Origin of the sequence: Mesorhizobium sp. WSM3879, from assembly GCF_002294915.1 — a bacterium.
Classification (GTDB): Bacteria; Pseudomonadota; Alphaproteobacteria; order Rhizobiales; family Rhizobiaceae; genus Mesorhizobium.
The window spans coordinates 36,186-54,642 of sequence record NZ_NSFZ01000019.1 but is presented as its reverse complement, the minus strand read 5'-3'; the positions used below and the strand labels follow the sequence as shown (position 1 = coordinate 54,642).

At 57.6% G+C, this 18,457-nt stretch carries 14 protein-coding genes and 2 pseudogenes; 8 read left to right on the top strand and 8 right to left on the bottom strand.

Annotated elements, in window-relative coordinates; translation table 11 throughout:
* Window positions 1-167: 167 nt before the first annotated feature.
* Window positions 168-1,127 carry a S8/S53 family peptidase gene (locus tag CK218_RS30865; protein ID WP_170950394.1) on the top strand — a complete coding sequence of 320 codons (960 nt, stop codon included), beginning with the start codon at window positions 168-170 and terminating at the stop codon, window positions 1,125-1,127.
* Window positions 1,128-1,509: 382 nt separating this feature from the next.
* Window positions 1,510-2,523, top strand: coding sequence for a 1-aminocyclopropane-1-carboxylate deaminase (locus tag CK218_RS28255; protein WP_095829657.1), 1,014 nt, complete (start codon window positions 1,510-1,512; stop codon window positions 2,521-2,523).
* 1,837 nt (window positions 2,524-4,360) lie between these two features.
* Here the strand turns inward: CK218_RS28255 and queC are convergent.
* From queC to CK218_RS28215, 5 genes are all read right to left on the bottom strand, one after another.
* Window positions 4,361-5,098, bottom strand: a complete 738-nt coding sequence (gene queC, locus CK218_RS28240) for a 7-cyano-7-deazaguanine synthase QueC (protein WP_095829642.1) — start codon at window positions 5,096-5,098, stop codon at window positions 4,361-4,363.
* Window positions 5,099-5,102: 4 nt separating this feature from the next.
* Window positions 5,103-5,456, bottom strand: a complete 354-nt coding sequence (gene queD, locus CK218_RS28235; protein WP_095780046.1) for a 6-carboxytetrahydropterin synthase QueD — start codon at window positions 5,454-5,456, stop codon at window positions 5,103-5,105.
* Window positions 5,453-6,088, bottom strand: a complete 636-nt coding sequence (gene queE / locus CK218_RS28230; RefSeq protein WP_095780047.1) for a 7-carboxy-7-deazaguanine synthase — start codon at window positions 6,086-6,088, stop codon at window positions 5,453-5,455. The genes queD and queE overlap by 4 nt, the downstream gene beginning before the upstream one ends.
* A gap of 236 nt (window positions 6,089-6,324) precedes the next feature.
* Window positions 6,325-6,786 (bottom strand): iron-sulfur cluster assembly scaffold protein, encoded by a 462-nt coding sequence (locus tag CK218_RS28220; RefSeq protein ID WP_095780070.1) that lies wholly within the window; start codon window positions 6,784-6,786, stop codon window positions 6,325-6,327.
* Window positions 6,787-6,812: 26 nt separating this feature from the next.
* On the bottom strand, window positions 6,813-7,133 hold the full coding sequence (locus CK218_RS28215) for an iron-sulfur cluster assembly accessory protein (protein WP_095826311.1): 321 nt from the start codon (window positions 7,131-7,133) through the stop codon (window positions 6,813-6,815).
* A gap of 974 nt (window positions 7,134-8,107) precedes the next feature.
* On the opposite strand from CK218_RS28215, the gene ectB reads away from it, so the two are divergent.
* The 3 genes from ectB to CK218_RS28200 all read left to right on the top strand — a co-directional run bounded on the left by ectB (window position 8,108) and on the right by CK218_RS28200 (window position 11,987).
* Window positions 8,108-9,367 (top strand): diaminobutyrate--2-oxoglutarate transaminase, encoded by a 1,260-nt coding sequence (gene ectB, locus CK218_RS28210; RefSeq protein ID WP_095829641.1) that lies wholly within the window; start codon window positions 8,108-8,110, stop codon window positions 9,365-9,367.
* Window positions 9,357-10,199 (top strand): hypothetical protein, encoded by an 843-nt coding sequence (locus tag CK218_RS28205; protein ID WP_095829640.1) that lies wholly within the window; start codon window positions 9,357-9,359, stop codon window positions 10,197-10,199. Before ectB ends, CK218_RS28205 begins: the two co-directional genes overlap by 11 nt.
* Window positions 10,200-11,195: 996 nt before the next feature.
* Window positions 11,196-11,987, top strand: coding sequence for a LuxR family transcriptional regulator (locus CK218_RS28200; RefSeq protein ID WP_245435223.1), 792 nt, complete (start codon window positions 11,196-11,198; stop codon window positions 11,985-11,987).
* A gap of 81 nt (window positions 11,988-12,068) precedes the next feature.
* Here CK218_RS28200 and CK218_RS31280 read toward each other — a convergent pair.
* Window positions 12,069-12,865: pseudogene (locus CK218_RS31280) on the bottom strand (transposase); the annotation flags it as partial.
* Between the two features lie 731 nt (window positions 12,866-13,596).
* On the opposite strand from CK218_RS31280, the gene CK218_RS28195 reads away from it, so the two are divergent.
* Together CK218_RS28195 and CK218_RS28190 are read left to right on the top strand one after the other, a co-directional pair.
* On the top strand, window positions 13,597-14,523 hold the full coding sequence (locus tag CK218_RS28195) for a 2-oxoglutarate and iron-dependent oxygenase domain-containing protein (RefSeq protein ID WP_095829638.1): 927 nt from the start codon (window positions 13,597-13,599) through the stop codon (window positions 14,521-14,523).
* 135 nt (window positions 14,524-14,658) lie between these two features.
* Complete coding sequence (locus CK218_RS28190; RefSeq protein ID WP_245435222.1) at window positions 14,659-15,123, top strand: DUF2267 domain-containing protein; 465 nt, start codon at window positions 14,659-14,661, stop codon at window positions 15,121-15,123.
* Window positions 15,124-15,656: 533 nt separating this feature from the next.
* Here CK218_RS28190 and CK218_RS28185 read toward each other — a convergent pair.
* Window positions 15,657-17,333, bottom strand: coding sequence for a GMC family oxidoreductase N-terminal domain-containing protein (locus CK218_RS28185; protein ID WP_095829636.1), 1,677 nt, complete (start codon window positions 17,331-17,333; stop codon window positions 15,657-15,659).
* 99 nt (window positions 17,334-17,432) lie between these two features.
* Window positions 17,433-17,597: a hypothetical protein gene (locus tag CK218_RS30985; RefSeq protein WP_210201082.1), complete on the bottom strand. Its 165-nt coding sequence runs from the start codon at window positions 17,595-17,597 to the stop codon at window positions 17,433-17,435.
* On the opposite strand from CK218_RS30985, the pseudogene CK218_RS28180 reads away from it, so the two are divergent.
* Window positions 17,521-18,366, top strand: a pseudogene (locus tag CK218_RS28180) (prephenate dehydrogenase/arogenate dehydrogenase family protein). The gene CK218_RS30985 and the pseudogene CK218_RS28180 overlap by 77 nt on opposite strands.
* The last annotated feature ends 91 nt before the right edge of the window (window positions 18,367-18,457 follow it).

The following is an 18,457-nucleotide window of genomic DNA, read 5'->3' as shown; positions in this document are numbered from 1 at the left end:
TGAATTGCCGTCCGTGGCGTCGCTGCTCCGGCCGGCGGACACATTCAAATACCTGGCGAACGCTCATCTGAACCTGCTGAACATCGGTCTTTGGTTTCGAGGTCGTTCTACCCAATGGTGAAATGCTTCGTCTTGTTGATGAAGAACAGTTCAAACAGGAGAGTTGAATGCAGATAAAGCGATTGTTGCCGGTGGCGTACCTTGCCAGTCTTGTCCTATGGACGTCGGCACCACCCGGTTTCGCCGATGACCTCCAATCCAGGCTCGCCGGCGATGGCGGGGCTGCGAGGCCAACCATGGACGGCAGCAGCTCGCGTTGCCCACAAAATGCCGACGGCACCTTTTGCTGGATGAGCCCGGACGTCGGCGCAGCATGGGCCTCGGGCTATAATGGGTCTGGCGTGTCGGTAACTATCATAGATGACTTCACCGGTAACATGGGACAGGTGGGGGATCTCGGCCATGGCTCCCAATGGCGGCGACATGGGCAGTGGGTCGCTCAAGCAGCCGGCATGGTCGCGCCTGGCGCAAACATAACCGAGCTTGACTATTCGGAACAAGTTCCGCTCACGCTGAAGCAGGGCCTCAATGTCATTAATCTGAGCTATGGCCTTGAGGAACCAGTGAGCGGGTACCGGCTTGAGCAGTCGATTGTCGATGCGGCTCGGGCGGGTGCTGCGGTCTTCACAAAGGCAGCCGGCAACGGGTCCGTAGCGGTAGATACCCTTGCCGATGGGGATATTGATTTCCTTGCTCTCGACCTGATTGGGAAGCAATCGGCAATCTTTGTGGGTGCGCTGGAGCGCAATGGCACTCCCGAAAACCAGACAAGGCTCGCCTCCTATTCGAATTACGCCGGTTCAGATTCGGAGGTGCAGAACCACTTCCTGACGGTGGGTGTCGAGAGCGACAAGACTGGCCTAACCGGAACGTCTGTCGCGGCATCTGTGGTTGCAGGCTATGCCGCCATCCTTGGCAGCAAATTCACGTCCGCAACACCGACACAGATCACCAATCAGCTGCTGGATACAGCCAGAACCGACACGCTCGTCAACTATGATGCGGCGACTTACGGACGCGGGGAGGCCAGCCTTTCGAGGGCATTGGCACCCGTCGTGATCAGGTAGACGAGCACTTCGATTGAGCAGCTGAAACTTCTGTGAGGCGTTGAGCGCCACAAAATCGCCTCGCAGAAATTCGGCTCGGCAACTGGGCGGTTACTGCCGGTCCAATCACAAAAAAGAAGCCATTGCTTTTTATCGAAGTCTGTTGATTTGGCGGTCTGGCTGCGCTCAGGTGCCGACCGGGTGCCGTCGGTTTCCTGGGTGATGGTCGGCTCACCCGCAGCATGCCGACATGTGGATCGCTTCGTCTCAGTCGCAAGGAAAGCGCTCGAAATCCCCAAGGCTCGGATGGGGGGTCGAAGAGCGCGGCCGACCAATCCCAGCAGCGCTTATGAGACGAGTTTTGCGTGGCTATTTCACCTGAATGATCATCGCCGGAGGAAATATGCTGGAAAAATTCGAGCGTTACCCGCTCACCTTTGGACCCACACCCATCGAGAAGCTCGACCGGCTCGGCGAGCATCTGGGCGGTAACGTGGAGATCTATGCCAAACGCGAGGACTGCAACTCCGGTCTGGCGTTCGGCGGAAACAAGCTCCGCAAGCTCGAATACATTATCCCCGACGCGATCGCATCGGATGCCGATACCCTTGTCACCATCGGTGGCGTGCAGTCCAACCACACGCGCATGGTCGCTGCCGTTGCCGCCAAGATCGGCATGAAATGTCTTCTGGTTCAGGAGAGCTGGGTTCCGCATGAGGATGTCGCCTACGACCGGGTCGGCAACATTCTCTTAAGCCGCATCTTGGGAGCAGAGGTGCGCTTGGTCGACGAGGGCTTTGACATCGGCAGTCGCCATAGTTGGGAAAAGGCGCTCTATGAGGTCAAGGCGAGGGGCGGCAGACCTTATGCGATACCAGCGGGCGCATCTGTTCACCCGAATGGCGGACTCGGCTATGTCGGGTTCGCCGAGGAGGTGCGCGCCCAGGAGAAACAGCTTGGGTTTGCCTTCGACTACATCGTCGTTTGCACTGTCACCGGTTCAACACATGCCGGCATGATCGTCGGGTTCGCCGAGGACGGTCGACGGCGCAACGTGATTGGTATCGATGCCTCCGCCACGCCTACAAAGACAAAGGCGCAGGTGCTTCGTATTGCCCAACATACAGCGAGGCTCGTTGAGCTGGGAACGGACCTCGTCGAGGACGACGTGGTGTTGCTTCAAGACTATGCGTATCCGCGTTATGGCATTCCGTCCGAGGAAACGAAGGAGGCAATCCGCCTGTGCGCTCGGCTCGAGGGCATGATTACCGATCCGGTTTATGAGGGAAAATCCATGCAAGGGATGATTGACCTCGTCCAGAGAGATTTCTTTCCAGGGGGATCGCGCGTCCTCTATGTCCACCTCGGCGGCGCGCCGGCGATCAACGGTTACGGCTATACCTTTCGCAACGGCTGACGCTCGACAGGTCTCGACGTGCCGTGTCTGCCGTGACAGCGCTGCGCCAAGCTTGTCCGATTGCAGTTGGAAACCCTGTGGGCTGATAACTGCCGCCACGACGTGGTGGTCGTGGCGCTGGCACGCTTACCACTTTTTGCTTGTGCTCAATGTGGGCTGGAGCCGCATAAGAGACAGCAGACATGGCCGTTTAATTTTTTTTGTCATTTAGCGGATGCGGCAATGATCGCCATGAATTTGATAAATTGCAAACCACGAAACTGTCGCGCAGGCGTTGAAGCATCTACTTGATCAGGTACCGAAGCTGTGGCCAAGCGTGCTCGAGTTGGTCGTGCTCGGCGAGCACATCGCCGGACACCCTGGCGCGGAGGTGAACCGGGCCAGCATGGGCGGGGGAAGAGGGGTCCCCCGCGAGCGTGAGAACAGGCAGGTCGATATCCGGCTTAACGGCTTAACGAGGGGTTGCTAATAGCTATTGCGAGCGAACAGACCGTCGTCCCTTCATCTGTCTTGACCGAAACGGCGCGTTCAGCCGGCGCGCGTGGCCTTCGAGCAGATTCGTCCATCTGGCGCTCTTTTGGCACTCGGCGGAGCAGGGTTTGGGGCTACGACTTCACCGAGCCGCTCTGTGGCAGGGGCGCGCGAGCGGAGGCGACGATGAGGTCGAGTTGTCCCCCGATCGCCTCTAAGTAGCTCTCCGTGTCGACAGCACAAATATCGGCCATGCTCATCCCTCTTCGAGACCCAAGGTGATCTTAGAGTCGGAGACAATCTCTGCCTGAGCCTTCCCAGCCGCACGGCGCGGCTCGCCGAAGCTCTCGACCTTCGTCCTCTAACTCTTCGAAGCATGCCTCGACACGCTCCCGACACTCCACAGCGAGGCTGCGATCACGTCAAGCTTGCGTTCCATCATTTTCTTCTCCTTCTTCGCCTGGCGGCTGAGATCTCCCCCTGATAGCGTTTGTTCTATGGTGTGCTGATTTTGGCCCCGAACGGGAACTCGTATCGGGCCAATGCCATCACCCGCGCGCTCATCCGCGACGGCCGGCGCGGCCGCTTCTTCGACGCGACAACGACCGCACTGCTCTCCATCTCCCGCATTATTGCGAGATTATCGAAATCGGACATGAATCCTGGCGCTTCAAGAACCGCGGCTGATCCCCACACTAGTCCAAGACGATCCGCGCTCGCCGGGCTTCGCAACCCGGACCAGCTCCGCCCAGCGAGCGCTAAGCGCGAGGCGCTGCAGTCAATTTTAGTCGGGGATATTCGCTGCGGCCAAGCAAGAGGGATACCTTCTCAAAGCGAAACTGGCTTATTATCGGTGTAGCACGGCCAAGGTGCTCTTTGGGCGCATTTGCAGGGCGCGATTGACAAATCGTTTGGGACGAGGTGGGCCAGAGAGCGATATCCGCAACATCGCTTCGCCGCAGGAGCCTGCCCCCGCCCGGCTTACGCAGGCGCCGGCATGATTGCCGATGCGGTCGTCATTCGTCGCTTCAATGGTGCGGCCATGCTGGTTATGGACGTGTATCGACGATCTCCACATATCAGCAGGGTGGAGCATCAACCGCCTCTCGTCGAAACAGCACAACCTCTCCTTTTCTCGGCAGTACGCTCCACGCTCAATGCGACCGGGATCAAGAATAACGATCGCAGTCTGCTCGCCATGGTGCTGCCAAAACAGCGCCACGCGATCGGCGAAGATCATCAAGGTCGATGGTATGGGACAGCCCTTCGAAACGGCATCGAAGGCGCGTACCTGGTCGTGCTGAACACCACAAGAGGAGGAAACGATCTATGGAACAGTTGCCACCGTCGGTCTGGAACCGGGCGCTCACGTCAATTCATGGGAGGCCAAGGGTCCTTCTTTGGAGGATCGGAATTGCTCCCATCCTGCTGCGCGAAGATTACACTCGAAGCAGGTCCCGCAACCGAAACCCCAGCTATGTCGATGCTCGCGGTCTCCGCCATAGCAGGTGTGACTTTCTTCGCAGATGAGCTTCACCAGCGGCTCGCCGCCCAGCGAATCCGCCAGCGCCCAGGTCTGCGCCTTGTCCAGCCGCATAAGGGGTGTGTGAATGACGAAACGCGTCTCCATACCAAGGTTCAGGGCAAGTTGCATCGCTTTAACTGCGTCATTTCGACAATCCGGGTAGCCGAAACGATCCATCTCGGACACGCCGATCACGAGGTGTTTTGCGCCGATCCGGTAAGCTATCGCGGCCGCAAAGCCGAGGAACAGAAGGTTGCGGCCAGGCACGAAGGTATTCGCTAGGCCGTTCGCGTTCACTGCGAACTCGACGTCGCGCGTGAGCGCGGTATCACTGATTTGGCCGAGCACGGTCATGTCAATCATGTGGTCCTCGCCTAGTCGTCCACCCCAGGCCGGAAAGTCTTTTCGAATGCGCCCGAGCAGGTATGGCCGCACATCGAGCTCGATCCGGTGCTGCTGTCCATAGTCGAAACCGATTGTCTCGACGCGCTCGAAGTTCTCCAGCGCCCAGGTCAGGCAGGTTGTCGAATCCTGCCCGCCGGAGAAAAGCACGAGTGCGGTTCCCGAATCTCGTTGCATCAGGTCAACCCTCGTATTCAGCCCAGCACAGTGGCGTCTCATAGACCGTTACCGAGCACATCTGGCCAATAAGCGGCTTGGTTTGGTTCCAGATCCAGACCGCAATGTTTTCCGCGGTCGGATTTTCGAGACCCTCAATCTCATTCAGATACTGATGGTCGAGACGTTGCAAAAGCGGTCCGAACACAGCCTCAACATCGAAGAAATCGATGACAAAGCCCGTGTCTGGATCGACAGGCCCTTCCAGACGCAGTTCCACACGGTATGAGTGGCCATGCAAGCGGTGACAGCGGTGGGTCTCTGGCACACGCGGAAGACGGTGCGCTGCCTCGAAGGTGAACACTTGCGTAATTTTCATGGGATCCCGAGAAGCTTGTGGGTTTGCAGGCTCAAGCGCCAACGTGGGTTGGCAAGACAATAGGCCACTGCGGCGGCCGTGTTCGCATCGCGCCCTGGCCCGTCCATTGGCTGAAGCAAAAGGTGCTCAAACGAGAGAACTTCGAAATGTTCGGGCTCGGCGCCAATCTGAGGGTATACAAGCTTTAGCTCGTCCCCTGCCGTGACCACGAGGCGTGCATTGCATTTCGGACTGACGCACAGCCAGTCGATGCCGGCGAGCGTGGGAATGGTTCCGTTGGTCTCAACGGCAATCTCAAACGCCACGGAATGCAGCGCTTCCAGGAGTTGTTTATCGATCTGGAGGAGGGGTTCTCCTCCGGTGAGCACGACAAGACGCTGCCCAGCTCCCGACCCGCGCCAGGCTTGCTCGACCGCCAACGCAAGCTCCCGTGCGGTGGCAAAATGTCCGCCACCGGGGCCATCTACCCCAGCGAAATCAGTGTCGCAGAATCCGCAGAATGCTCTTTCCCGGTCGCCTTCACGTCCCGACCAAAGGTTACAGCCGGCGAAACGACAAAATACGGCAGCCCGCCCGGCATTTCGTCCTTCACCTTGAAGAGTGTAGAAAATTTCCTTGACCGCATATGACATTGCTTAGGCGGCCCTCGAGTGAGCAATGGAACATCTCTGCCGGCTTCTGAGACGCGGCAAAAGGTGGGAGATGACCCACCGCACGCTTTCCAGCTCGTTCCACCGTCGGGGCCCGATGCGGAATACCCACACGCCCGAACTCCGGGCGGAAGAAGGTTTCAGCGGGTGGAAGCGGTGGGGAAGGGTCTCTGGCTCCTCGAAGCCTATCATGATGAGAAATGGTTCGATCACGTCGCTCATGGCGATGACGCCTTGACGAGGACCACCCGTGAGAATCCTGGCGTCTCGTCGGAAGCCTGCCTCACAGCACGGAAGAACTCGCCCATCAGCCGCAAGCCGCGCTCCAGAATGAGGCGGTCGAGCGATGAGTATGTCGTGTGCGACGGCATAGCGCCGAGAAAATCCGCCATGTCCTCATCGGCGATCTGAAGGACTTCATCGATAGTTTTGCCGACGATGAATTCGGCAAGCGGCGAGGAAGCGGTTATGTCGGAGCCGCGGCCGAAGGTCTGGAACGTTGCGGCGGAGATCGTTTGCGTCTTACGGTCGAAAGCCATCGTCAATTTAAGCCCATCGCCGTAGGCGACGGCGCCGACCTTGCCGGCCGCTTTGGGGATGTCCAAAGCGCCGACATTGTTGGGGTTGATGAAATAGACCTTGTCGCTGGTGAGGCAGACGTTCTCGGTATCATCCCGCACGGCGCCGATCCTTGTCGTTATCGCGGCTAGCCGAAGGACTTGCCGCAGGCGCATTTGTCCCGCGCATTGGGATTGTCAAAGACAAAGCCCGAGGACTCCAGGTTGGTCACGAAGTCAACGGTCATGCCGGCGAGAAGGGGCTGGGAGCTTGCGTCGATGAACACCTTGACCCCGTTCGCCTCGATGAGGGCATCCCCCTCGCGCGAGACGCTTTCCAGACCCATCTGGTATTTGAGGCCGGCGCAGCCCCCCGGCTCGACCATGATGCGAAAGCCTTCCGCCGGTTCGTCTGCGCGGGAAAGCGCGGCCTTGACGGCGGCGACGGCGTTTTCAGTGAGTGTGATCATAGGAATATTCTCGCTGATGCGTTCGCAAGCCACGCTGCACAGAACGTGCCAGATAGGAAATTGGATTAAAAACAACGGGGTTGGCTGATTTGGCCCCGTGTCTCACATCCAACAATTTGTCGGATGTCCGACTGAAGTGAAACCTAGCGTACAAAAAGCGGCATCGGACAGATCGCCAATGTCGTCGCCTGAGCCAGCCTGCGTTTTCGATCATATGAATGTGAACCGGATGGGAACATTTCAGTTGTGCTGCGCTCCAAAGCCCCGCCGTCGTCACCACCGGTTCGGTGGCGAACACCGTGTTCGTCGATGACGCTTCGATCGTGCCTTCTCGAAGCAGGCGCCTTCCGCGTCAACCCGTGATGGCGAAGCACTCCCGTGCTCGGCCCGTGGCCGCAGTGCGGCCGTCGCCTCGCGAGGGCCGACTGAGGTATTGTAAATGGCGTCAAGCCAGGTGGGCCAACGCGCCCCCAAGGGAACGGTCCAATCAGCGGCACGGCGACCACGGCTTCGAGTAGAGGGCGCGCCGGTCAGCTCCAATTCTATCGCAAATCGCGGTCTGGCTCGTCCGCGCTCCAAGACGAAACTCGAGCGAGCACCGGTCTCGCCGTCACATCGAAGGAGAGAAATCGCTATCTGTCACGGCTACCCGTGGGCAAGGATCCCGTCACGGCCGGAATAGAAAAATACCCAAGCATCGTGGTTTCAATCATGCTGGCACCGGGGTGGTTATGTCATTGGCCCCGTGAACAACCCCGCCGATAGAGTTGCCCCAAGGCGGGTGCCTATCCCTATCCAAAGCGATGCAACAGATTCGTCAAACAAGTTTACAGACTCTTTGCGAATGCAAGTCGCCGACCATGCTACTTCAAGTCCGAGATTGGCCGTAGCTAATCGTCCAACTCAACGGTTTGGAATGCGTGAACATAGAACCTGCAACGTTGATCGCAAGCCGCATACAGAGAGGCCCTTTAATGGATATCGACATTTTTGCAGCTTACGAGTCTAACGTTCGTCGCTATGGACGATCGTTTCCAACGGTCTTTAAAAAGTCACTTGGGGCGACAATCTGGGACGAGTCCGGCAAGCCCTATATTGATTTCCTTGTAGGGTCGGGCGCGCTCAACTACGGTCATAATAACCCGGGTATCATGGCGCCGGCAATTGAATATCTCGCCGAGCAAAATATTGTCTTGTCGCTTGATATGTATACAGCCGCAAAGCGTGATTTCATCAAAGTTTTCGTTGAGTCGATCCTGAAGCCTCGGGGCCTTTCTTACAAGATCCAGTTTCCTGGGCCGACGGGGACAAACGCTAACGAAGCGGCGTTGGCGCTGGCGCGAAAATATACCGGCCGCTCGAGTGTCATGGCCTTCACAAATTCGTACCACGGCATGTCGCTCGGCTCCTTAGCTGTGTCGGGTTCAGCGTCAACCAGACAGCTTGGCGGCGTTGCTCGCCACGATGTGATCCGTGTCCCTTACGAGAACTATCCGAACCAAACTTTCGATTCCGCGAGCTACATCGATCACGTGTTGGGCGACCCAGGCAGCGGTATAGAAAAGCCGGCCGCAATCATCCTGGAGCCCATCCAGGCAGAAGGCGGCATGAACACCGCATCCGCACCTTGGCTCTCAGAAATTCAGCGCATTTGCCGTAAGCACGATGTTGTTTTCATCGTCGACGACATTCAGGCAGGTTCGGGACGAACGGGCGATTTCTTCTCATTCGAGTTCGCGAAAATCGAGCCCGACATCGTGTGTCTTTCAAAATCGCTAAGCGGTTCAGGCAACCCGTTGTCCATAGTTCTCATTCGCCCCGACCTGGATATATGGAAGCCGGGAGAACATAGCGGGACCTTTAGAGGCAATAATCTCGCCTTCGTGACTTCCGCGGCCATGTGCACAATGTGGTCCGATAGGCAGTTCACTACAGCCGTCGAGCGGACGGCCGTCAAACTGCAAGAACACCTTGATCGCCTCGTTGCGAAATTTCCTAATTCCATTGAACAGAAGCGCGGCCGCGGTCTGATGGCCGGCCTCAAGTGCCGTTCACAGGCCCTTGTCGGTCGCGTGCACGATGTCGCGTTCCAAAACGGCCTGCTGATCGAGTCTTCAGGGCCAAATCGCGACGTCATCAAAGTCCTTCCGCCGATAACCATCTCAGATGACGAACTCGATCACGGCATTGCCATCCTCGATCAGGCACTACAGGAGAAAACAAATGGCGACTAACCAAGCACTTCAAACGCCGGCCATCTCGCCTCTTACGATCAAAGAACGAACCGGGTCGATCAGCACTGCGGAGATCATCTCGGTCCTGAAGGGTGAGATCACGGCTCTGCATATCAAGCAAGCTTTCAGCAGCGAAATCGCCGACGAGATCACCTCTAATTTTTTTGGCAGTCCCGGTCTTAACGAGCGCATAGATGGTGTCCCCGGACAATATGTCGGCGCTTCCCACTATAGGAAGGATGCAGCCACCTATTTCAGGCAGGCGGAAAATGCGCGGCCGCACGTTGAGGCTCTTTTTGGCAATTTAGTTGACCCGGTCCGAGCACTATTCGAAGCGCTGAAGCGCGAGCTTCACAAAGAGGGCATCGAATTGCGGCTGGCCCGTTCAGAACACGGTCAGGCTAACGTCTGTCGCGCTCTCAGTTGGTCTGGCAGTGGCACATTTGCCTTGGACCCCCACGACGATGTCGCTCAAGTGCTACGTGCCGGGAACGATTACGAGCTCTCTGCGGTAGCGCACAATACCGTAGCCGCGCTCAACTTCTACCCCAGCATGTCCGAGGAAGGCGGCAATCTGCGGCTCTGGAGCCACAAGCCCACAGTCGACGACCGAGAGTCGCAGGGGGTGGAGACCACGGGCTATCCCTATTCAGCAGTCTATCTAAAGGATGTGCCGTGTCGCGACATCCAACTCAAGGCCGGGGACATCGCCTTACTTGACGGCGGTTTCGTCCATGGGGTCACCGGCCAATCAGGCAACGGAAAGCGTCGCGTGCTTCTGAACTGCTTTTTCGGATTTGCGCGGCCAGATCTTGTTCTCTGGTGGACCTGACGTGAATGTCTGACCGACACCTCCGCGCATCACATCGGCTGTCAAAGGAGAGGCCCCTCAGTCATAGCTCTCGGCTGATCCAAAGACCGCCGGGAATTTGCCGAACTGACTGCTGCCTGCAAAAGCCCTGCAGGTCGCTCTCGCCTCAATCACGTTTGGCTCATCGGAGCGGCTACCGCCTCCAGAAATGCTGCTGGCCAACACGACATGAGCAGGGGCGGCAGCAGTGGCCGTCAGAGGTGCCAGCCGTGGATGCGGCTCGAGCCGGATCGGCTTGTGTTCATCGACGAAATGGAACCGCGCGCCTGCGCCCCGTTGCCTAAACGGCAACGGCTTTATTGCCGGGCTGCGGTGCCATGGCTCACCGCACCTCTCTTCGTCGACACCCGATGAGCTAGCGCTTCTTTCAGAACTACCTCGAAACGCTGCTCGCTCCTACGCTAGCAAAGGTCGATGTTGTCATCCGCGACAAATGTCATGCGCACAAGGTTCTGATAAACGGCTCTCGCCAAGCCCAAGGCGCATCTGCGCGCCAAGGCCATCAGACCATCGACGTTCTCTGGCAAGCCGTTACGACCGCCTCCCAACAGAGTGCAGAAAAGGTGAGAGTTGGAAACATGCCGAAATAGACAAAATGATCGCACGTAAGCAACTCTTCTGCGTTCGTACCTTGAAGACAGCCATTTGCCGCAACGATATCGATCGCCCCAAACGGAGCGTAGGCAGAAATGCATATTGAGCTAGACGCTTGTGTTGTTTGTTGCGCGCGGTTCGCGAAAGCGAAACACCGGTGTAAATTAAATTAACTTAACCAATTGCGGTGAGATGATACAGCTCCGATGATGTTGGCCTGCCGACGACGTGGAGCCGTAGCCTCACAGCTGGAACCTGTGGTGCGCCAAAGGGACAACTATCCAATCGAATGGCTACGGAGCAGAGCCTATGGAATCCCGGCGACTGACTGCTATCACTGATTTTCGAGAGCTCTCACCTAGAGTGTCCGACCAGCTCTCTTTGTCACGCAGGATGAATTTCCTTGGGGCTGCCAGCGAGGCGTTGGCGGTCGAATTTGCGCGTTTTCTCGACCGGACTGATGGTATCGGAAAACCCAAGCAGTTGTTTGACCTGCTATCTGCTTTCGCCCAGAATTTTGATTGCCCGTGGGTCTCCTATGGCTCTCTTGCACGAGATCAAAAAGGCTTAAAGCCGGTGCGAGGCGATCCGGCGGTCATGCTGAATTACCCTGATGGATGGCGGGAGCGCTATTTCGAAATGGGCTATGACAGGATAGACCCTATTATCAAGAGAAGTCGGAGGCGAATAGAAGCCTTTCCTTGGAGCGAGGTGTACAACGACGAAAGCACGACTGAAGACGAGCGGCGCGTTTTGGACGAGGCTGCCACCTTTGGCTTACGGGCAGGCATTAGCGTCCCATTGCACGGCCCCGACGGGAGCTGTGCGATCGTGAACTTTGCTCGGGCCTGGGAGCGTGAATTCCCAAATAGAACAATCACATACTTGCAATTTGCGGCGTTACATTTTCATCTGAGGGTCGCAGAATTTGCTGATGCGACAGGCATCGAAAGCACCTCCAACCTTTCCCCAAGAGAAAAGGAGTGCATCCTATGGACGGCGAAAGGGAAATCCTCGTGGGAAACAGGAAAGATTCTAGGGATATCTGTAAATACCGTTAATTTCCACATAAAAAACGTGATGAGGAAAATGAACGCTACTAGCAGAATAACAGCGGTCATAGAAGTGACAAAGCGCGGGATAGTAGAATTATGATTCGGTACGTAAACGCAAAAAGCTTTGCACCGAAGTCACGGGGGTAGTGTGTTGTGAGGGAGAACGGTACTCACCCCCTGGGATATCGTCGGCGGCTTCCTCAGCGAGGCGCGAGAGAACCTTGTTGCCGGCAATTCGAAGAGGTAGTCGAGCGGGTTGTTATCGAACCAGGCCATGACCTGCGCCCGGCAATAGGTGGCCGTCTGTAGCCGCGGACCAGGGTTTGGGTGGCCGGCCGGCTCGCGCGGATGCGCTGGACAAGGGCGCAGATGGCCGCGGATCTCCTTGCCGGTGTCTTGCCAGCAGACAGGATGCACGGCGGGCGCGGCGTCACAGATGTGGGTCGGCAGGAGCAGCGCTAGGCATAATGGGCATTGGAGAGCGAGAGCTGCTAATGGCGTGAACGACATCAAGCGTAGCGGCGATGTCGAGCGTCACGCTTTTGGGCGCGGCATAGCTCGACGGCCACAGATCGACCAGCACCCGCCCGAGCCCGATGACGGTGCGCAGGTCTGGCAGGTTCTCTAGGAGCGAGCGGTCTGCTGCGAGCACAGATCAATCTCGCTGTCGGGCGGCCGTCCGCAGGCAAGCTTGAAGGCCGGGTCGGGGCGCAGTCAATCGAGGTCGTTGGCATCCTCGTAGCCGCAGGCGGTCGCAAAGATGCCGGCGCAGAATGTCGGCCATGGCGTGCGTCACCCGCTGTGGATCGGGCGAATTCTGGATCGCAGTGGATAGTCTGTCGGCCAGTTGCAAGCCCTCGCTCGGCCGCGGCCACATGACGCCCCCATCCGAGGTGATGCGTCCGCCATTGAACGGAGCTGTGATCTTGTTGCGCGTAACGTCTGGAATTAGAGCGGCAGCAAGGTATCGTCGGTCATGGCCGTGAGGCTCCGCGAGAAGTAGTGGCAGGGCGAATTCGTTGCCGGGAGGCTTCAGCACCCTTCGCATGAAGTGGACGCGCAGGTTGCCATCGTCTCCGACAGAGCCTTGCTGACGGCCGCCTTGAGGCCTTCGGGGGCACTACACAATCTTTTGTGAGGTGCAGATCCTGGGAAGCTACGACATCGAGCGAGTTCTGGCTAAGAGTCGGTGAACCCTGCCAGGCTGTCGTTGGTCATTACTAGGAAGATCCCTTTACCCTCTGAAACCGGACCGCAAAATAAAAAATGTTAAGCAGTGGCGGGCTGGATTTAATCCTTTGCAACAAATTCTTATCATACGTTGTATTGATAAAGCCGGATATTCGGTGGATATATAGGTAGAGATGCCGAGGGCGCCCATATACATTCCGGCGGATGGTGGAAGTCATCATGTGCGTAAACAATGGAAGTACGCTTTATCGTAGATGGCCTGAAAGGAAACGCGCCGCAACCGCCATGTCCAAGTCAGCGTCGTTCCTGATAGACCGGCCTGGATTACGTCGGGTGGATGCGTTTTTCGCGCAGCGACGTCCGGGCTGATTGGTTGCGCGAGCTGGTTCGCGGCGGCGTCGCTCTCCAAGGATGTGAGCACGTTGTGCCGGGACACTGTCGAATCGACCGCCGATCTACTGCTGGAATACTGAGTTTGGGACGAAGTTCACAGGACAATGGACCAAGGATGAACAACTATGACCACACTACCACAAATATCACTTGAAAATCTGGCGGCCGATAAAACGCGGCCTGAAGAGTGCAAGCGCTTACGCATGGCATGCGAGGATTACGGGTTCTTCTACCTTGTCCACCATGGCATCCCGAAAGAACAGATCGCGCAAGCGATCGAGGCCTCCCGGCGGTTCTTCGCGTTGCCACAGTCAATGAAGGAGCGCTTTGGTCACGCCGCTCAGGGAATCTATCCCACTATCGCCCGTGGATACAGTCCATTGCACGGGGAAATCCTACATCCCGACGCTGGCCGCGATCCGAAGGAAGTGTTCGATCTCGGAATCGACAACGAAGGCGACCGCCGTCCGTTTGGTGGGAGCACGCTGTTTCCGGATGAGGCCTTAGCACCTGGTTTCGCGCGAAGCCTGCTTGCCTTGCAGGCTACCGTGCTCCGCGAAGTCGTCCCGCACCTCGGAACCGCGCTTGCCGACGTGATCGGCATGGAACAGGGCTGGTTCCAACGGTACTTCAGCCCGCCGACGCTCGAGCAACGCGTAATTCGATATCCAGCTCGCGGGGGCACGTGCGCCAAGCACACCGATGGTGGCTTCTTCACGCTGCTGCTGCAGGAGGAACTCCCCACCCGGTCGTTGCAGGTGTGGTTGCGCGAGCGCTGGGTGCCAGTGCCGAGCCTACCCGACAGTCTCGTTGTCAATTTGGGCGATATGCTTCAAGCTTTGAGCGACGACCGCTTCAAGAGTACGCCGCATCAAGTCGCGCACAATGGTCTGACCGACCGAATTTCGCTTCCATTCTTTATCTATCCCGACGTCGACGCGCGCCTGACTTCGCGGGAAGGGCACGCGTTCAGCGTTTCGGAAATGATGCTGCGCAATTACGAGTCAGTCGAAACCGGGAATGGCGCCGGACGCGCGCGAGAGTTGCAGTAGTGTCCGGTGTTCTCGGGGTGTGTAACTCCATGGCTACGGGCCGGGCACCTCGGCTGATACGCCAAAAAGACTCGCCCAAAATTTATCCGTTGCGCGTCGCGCGTATAGCGCGGCGGCTGGCGCACGGAAGCCATTGTGTTCCTCGCTGCGCTAACAATCTTCAAGAACAGAAAAATACTCATGCTCGTCGATCATGATCTCACCTATGCGTTGCAGACGACCCAGAATTGGATCAGCGATTTGGTGTGGAGACTTCGTTGGCATGATCGCGAGCGGGCTTTCCTGGCTTTGATTGCAACGCTGCATGCGCTGCGCGACTGCCTGGGTCGCGACGAGGCCGTGTATATGGGTGCGCAGCTGCCAGCGTTACTGCGCGGCTTTTACTACGAGAGTTGGCACCCCGGCCGCCGCGCCATAGCCAGAAACCGGAACTCGTTTCTCGACCGGATCCACGACGGCGTCCACCGCGACCCGGCAGTGGATCCGGAAGAGGTCGCCCGTTCGGTCCTAGGACAATTGGCGGACCGTTTGTCTGCAGCAGAGATCGAAGTGGCTAAGGCTGCAACTCCCAGAGTTCTGCATGACCTTTGGCCAGCCTGAGGCAGGTCTGCCGGTGACTGTCCAGGAAGCCCGCTAGGAACCTTTCCACAATGCAACAAGACCAATCGGGGGAACGCCCGAATCTCTGTCCCGGCAACTCCCTTATTGTTATAATGGTCGGAAAGGTAAAAGTTATGCGCCGAATCGGCTCTTTCTTCAACAATCGTGAGGTGTCGCATGGTACGTGGTAACTACGGCTGGGCTTAAATCTGATATCGGATGGGGTTGGCCAGGCCTCCGGAGGCTTCCCGTTCCTCTTCTTCCAAGAAAGTCGGGCCCCGGGTCGAGACCCCAAAAACGTCGGCACCAAGCACCAAAAGTTCAAACGGCGCATCCAGACCGAGACCGTGCTGGGGCCGAAAGACGTTCTGGGCGTTCATGGCGACCGCTAAGGCTCGATGCGAAAAAATCGCCAGATGTCACAGGCTGGCCACCAATCCTATGACGCCAGGGTTTGGACCTCATCGCATTCAACCTACCGGAGACTGCGCCACCAAATTGCGACACTAACGGGTACGGCACCCACGCCTCCATTAACGCTCATTAAGCATCGCGTCTGAAATCTTTTCGGCGACCATAACTGTTGGGATATTCGTGTTCGCTTGAGGGCAGAATGGCATCACCGACGCATCGGCAACTCTCAGGCCCGCCACTCGGTGGACGCGACCGAACGAGTCCGTAACACTACTTGGGTCCATAGCAGGTCCCATCCGGCAAGTTGAAGTCGGATGGAAATTTCCAAAGACATTCTGGCGTATAAATTGATCAAGAAGCTCATCGCTCTGGAGAAGGGTTGATATGGTGTGACCATCGGCGATCGCAGACCTTATGAGGTTTCGACGCAACCACGGGGAACTATCCATAAGTGTGGCGACAATGGAGGTGAGCCCCAAATTGAGGCGACTGTACTTGCTGATCCGCTTTGCTCGCCCAGTCCAGGCAGAAGGAAACGGATCGAGCGCGACCGGTACCAGCGCTTTGTGCTCTAGCAGATGCGCTACAAACCGAAACGCCTCCTTCAGTCGCTCAGCATCGCGTTTGTCGCTCAACATATTGAAATTCACCTCGGGCTCGGTAGCATGAGATGAATTCTTGAGCGAAACCGTTCCTGTTGAGTAGACCCGGTTGACCCAAAAAGCCAAGCTGCCAAGGCGCCTGCCGATCGGATGCCACGCAGACTTTGCGAGGGCTGAGATGGCCATATCTGTTGACGGGCAGCCCTCGAAGCCGGACGAGTAACGAGCATGCATCTGAATATAGCCGGTCGCGTTAGCCGCCATGCGATCGTCCGGGCTCAGATACGCTGAGATGGCGACCCCGGGATGCTCTTGAAGATTTTTCCCGACGCCTTTTATGTCTGCGACCATTGGAATGCCGAGATCTATTAGCTGCTCAGCTGGACCGATCCCGGATCGCATCAGTAAGGCAGGTGAATGAATGGCCCCGGCACATAGGACCACCGTTGATGCGCGATAGGAGGGCCGCCCATTCTTACTTTCGGTCTCCACGCCAGTTATTTGACGAGCTGAAGAGGTTAACCGTACGACCGTGGTCTCGGGCATGATTGTCAGGTTGGGCCGAGCTCGGACGCTCTCCGACAAATAGGCCATCGCAGCTGAGACGCGACGACCGTTGCGGTTCGTCAATGGTACAACTGAGTGGCCATCGCCAAACCCGCTGTTAAAGTCTGGCCGGAACGGTATACCGCTGTCTTCAAAAGCCGTCGATACAGCGCGTATAAAGCCAGACCATTCTGCTTTACGCACGCGGCTAATCGGCAGTGGACCGTTGTTGCCATGAAATTCATTGTCAAAGTCTAAGTCGCACTCAAGCCGACGGAAGTATGGAAGGACACCTGCCCAATCCCAGCCCGTCGCACCGAAAGACGCCCACTCGTCATAGTCCGAGGGGGCTCCCCGATTAGCCACCTGTGCATTAATGCTAGAGCCGCCGCCTATGACACGGGCTTGCTCATAGTGGGCGCCCCTGCTGACATCCTGCACCATGGTCGCGTTGAGTGAGGGCCACTGATAACGAGGATTGTAGTAAGCCCTCGTAGGGTTGCCATCGAGGATATCATCAGGGATGGCATCTGGGGAAAAGTCAGGACCAGCCTCAATGAGCAGGACGCGACTTCCGTTGGCCGATAGCCTGTTCGCTATGACACATCCGGAGGAGCCCCCGCCGACGATTATATAGTCAAATAGCAAAGCCGGTCCCTCGCTTCCATCTGTTTATGCCCCCGCCAACGGTAGCGGGTGCGACTTCCGCAAATTGCCTCCTCGCAACGCATGATTCCACACCAGACGTTAGTAGTTGGCGACCGGTCGAGAATCAGCAAAAATAAAAGGTTGATCGCGATGCGGCGGAGTCGAAACGTTTGTTTGGAAGATCGTCTTGGTCTGCATCGGCCCGATAGGCTCTTCGTTGGCGCGGGTCATCTGCCGCGAGCGGTTGGCCGACCACATCGCCATCGCAAGTCGGACATCGAGACCCGACGCGCCGAGGAGCTGAAGCTCGTGATGCCTATGCGACGGATGCGAAGGAAGCGGTGTGCGGGCCGACCTCGAGCCGGCGCTTAAGGAGGGCGCTATCCCCACCGAAGTCGGCTGCGCCAAGGTCTCCGCGATGGGTCAGATGCAGCCCTTCGTGCCGGAGGGCGTATACTTCATCCCCGGCATCCGCTGACACACGGAGAAGTCAGTGCGTGAGGTTTGCCGATCTGTTCGAGAACCGCTGGTGCATTTTAACGCCGCTGGAAGATACCGACCTCACGGAGCGCGGAAGCTCTCCGAATTCTGGCGGGGCTGCCGCGCCAACATTGGCACAATGGGCGCCCCCAGCACCACGACATAACCTTGGCCCTCGTCTCGCACCTGCCGCACATCATCGTCGGCACGGCGGAGGACCTGGGAACGGTTACAAAAGCAACGTCATCAAATATTCCGCCTCCGGCTTCCGCAATCTCACTCGCCCCGCCGCTTCCAATCCCGGAACGTGGCACGACATGTGTCTGCACAATCGTAACGCGATCCTCGAAATGCTGGTTCGCTTCTTGGAGGATCTAGCCTACCTTGCAGCGGGCGATCCGCTGGGCGAAGGCGACAAGCTGTTCGATCTCATGGAGGAGGGCAAAATATCGACGTGTCCGGTTACTTCGGCCAGGCAGTCGGGCATCGGCTGGATGCTCGCACAACGGACAGGCCGTTCGCCACGACACCCGCAAGCTGGGAGCGCACTTGATCCGCCTCTCTAAATATTCGCCCGATCTGACCCCAGCAGGTCTTCGCCGACCAGGGACCTTGCGGCCGCTCACCTGCACGGTCGAAATTGT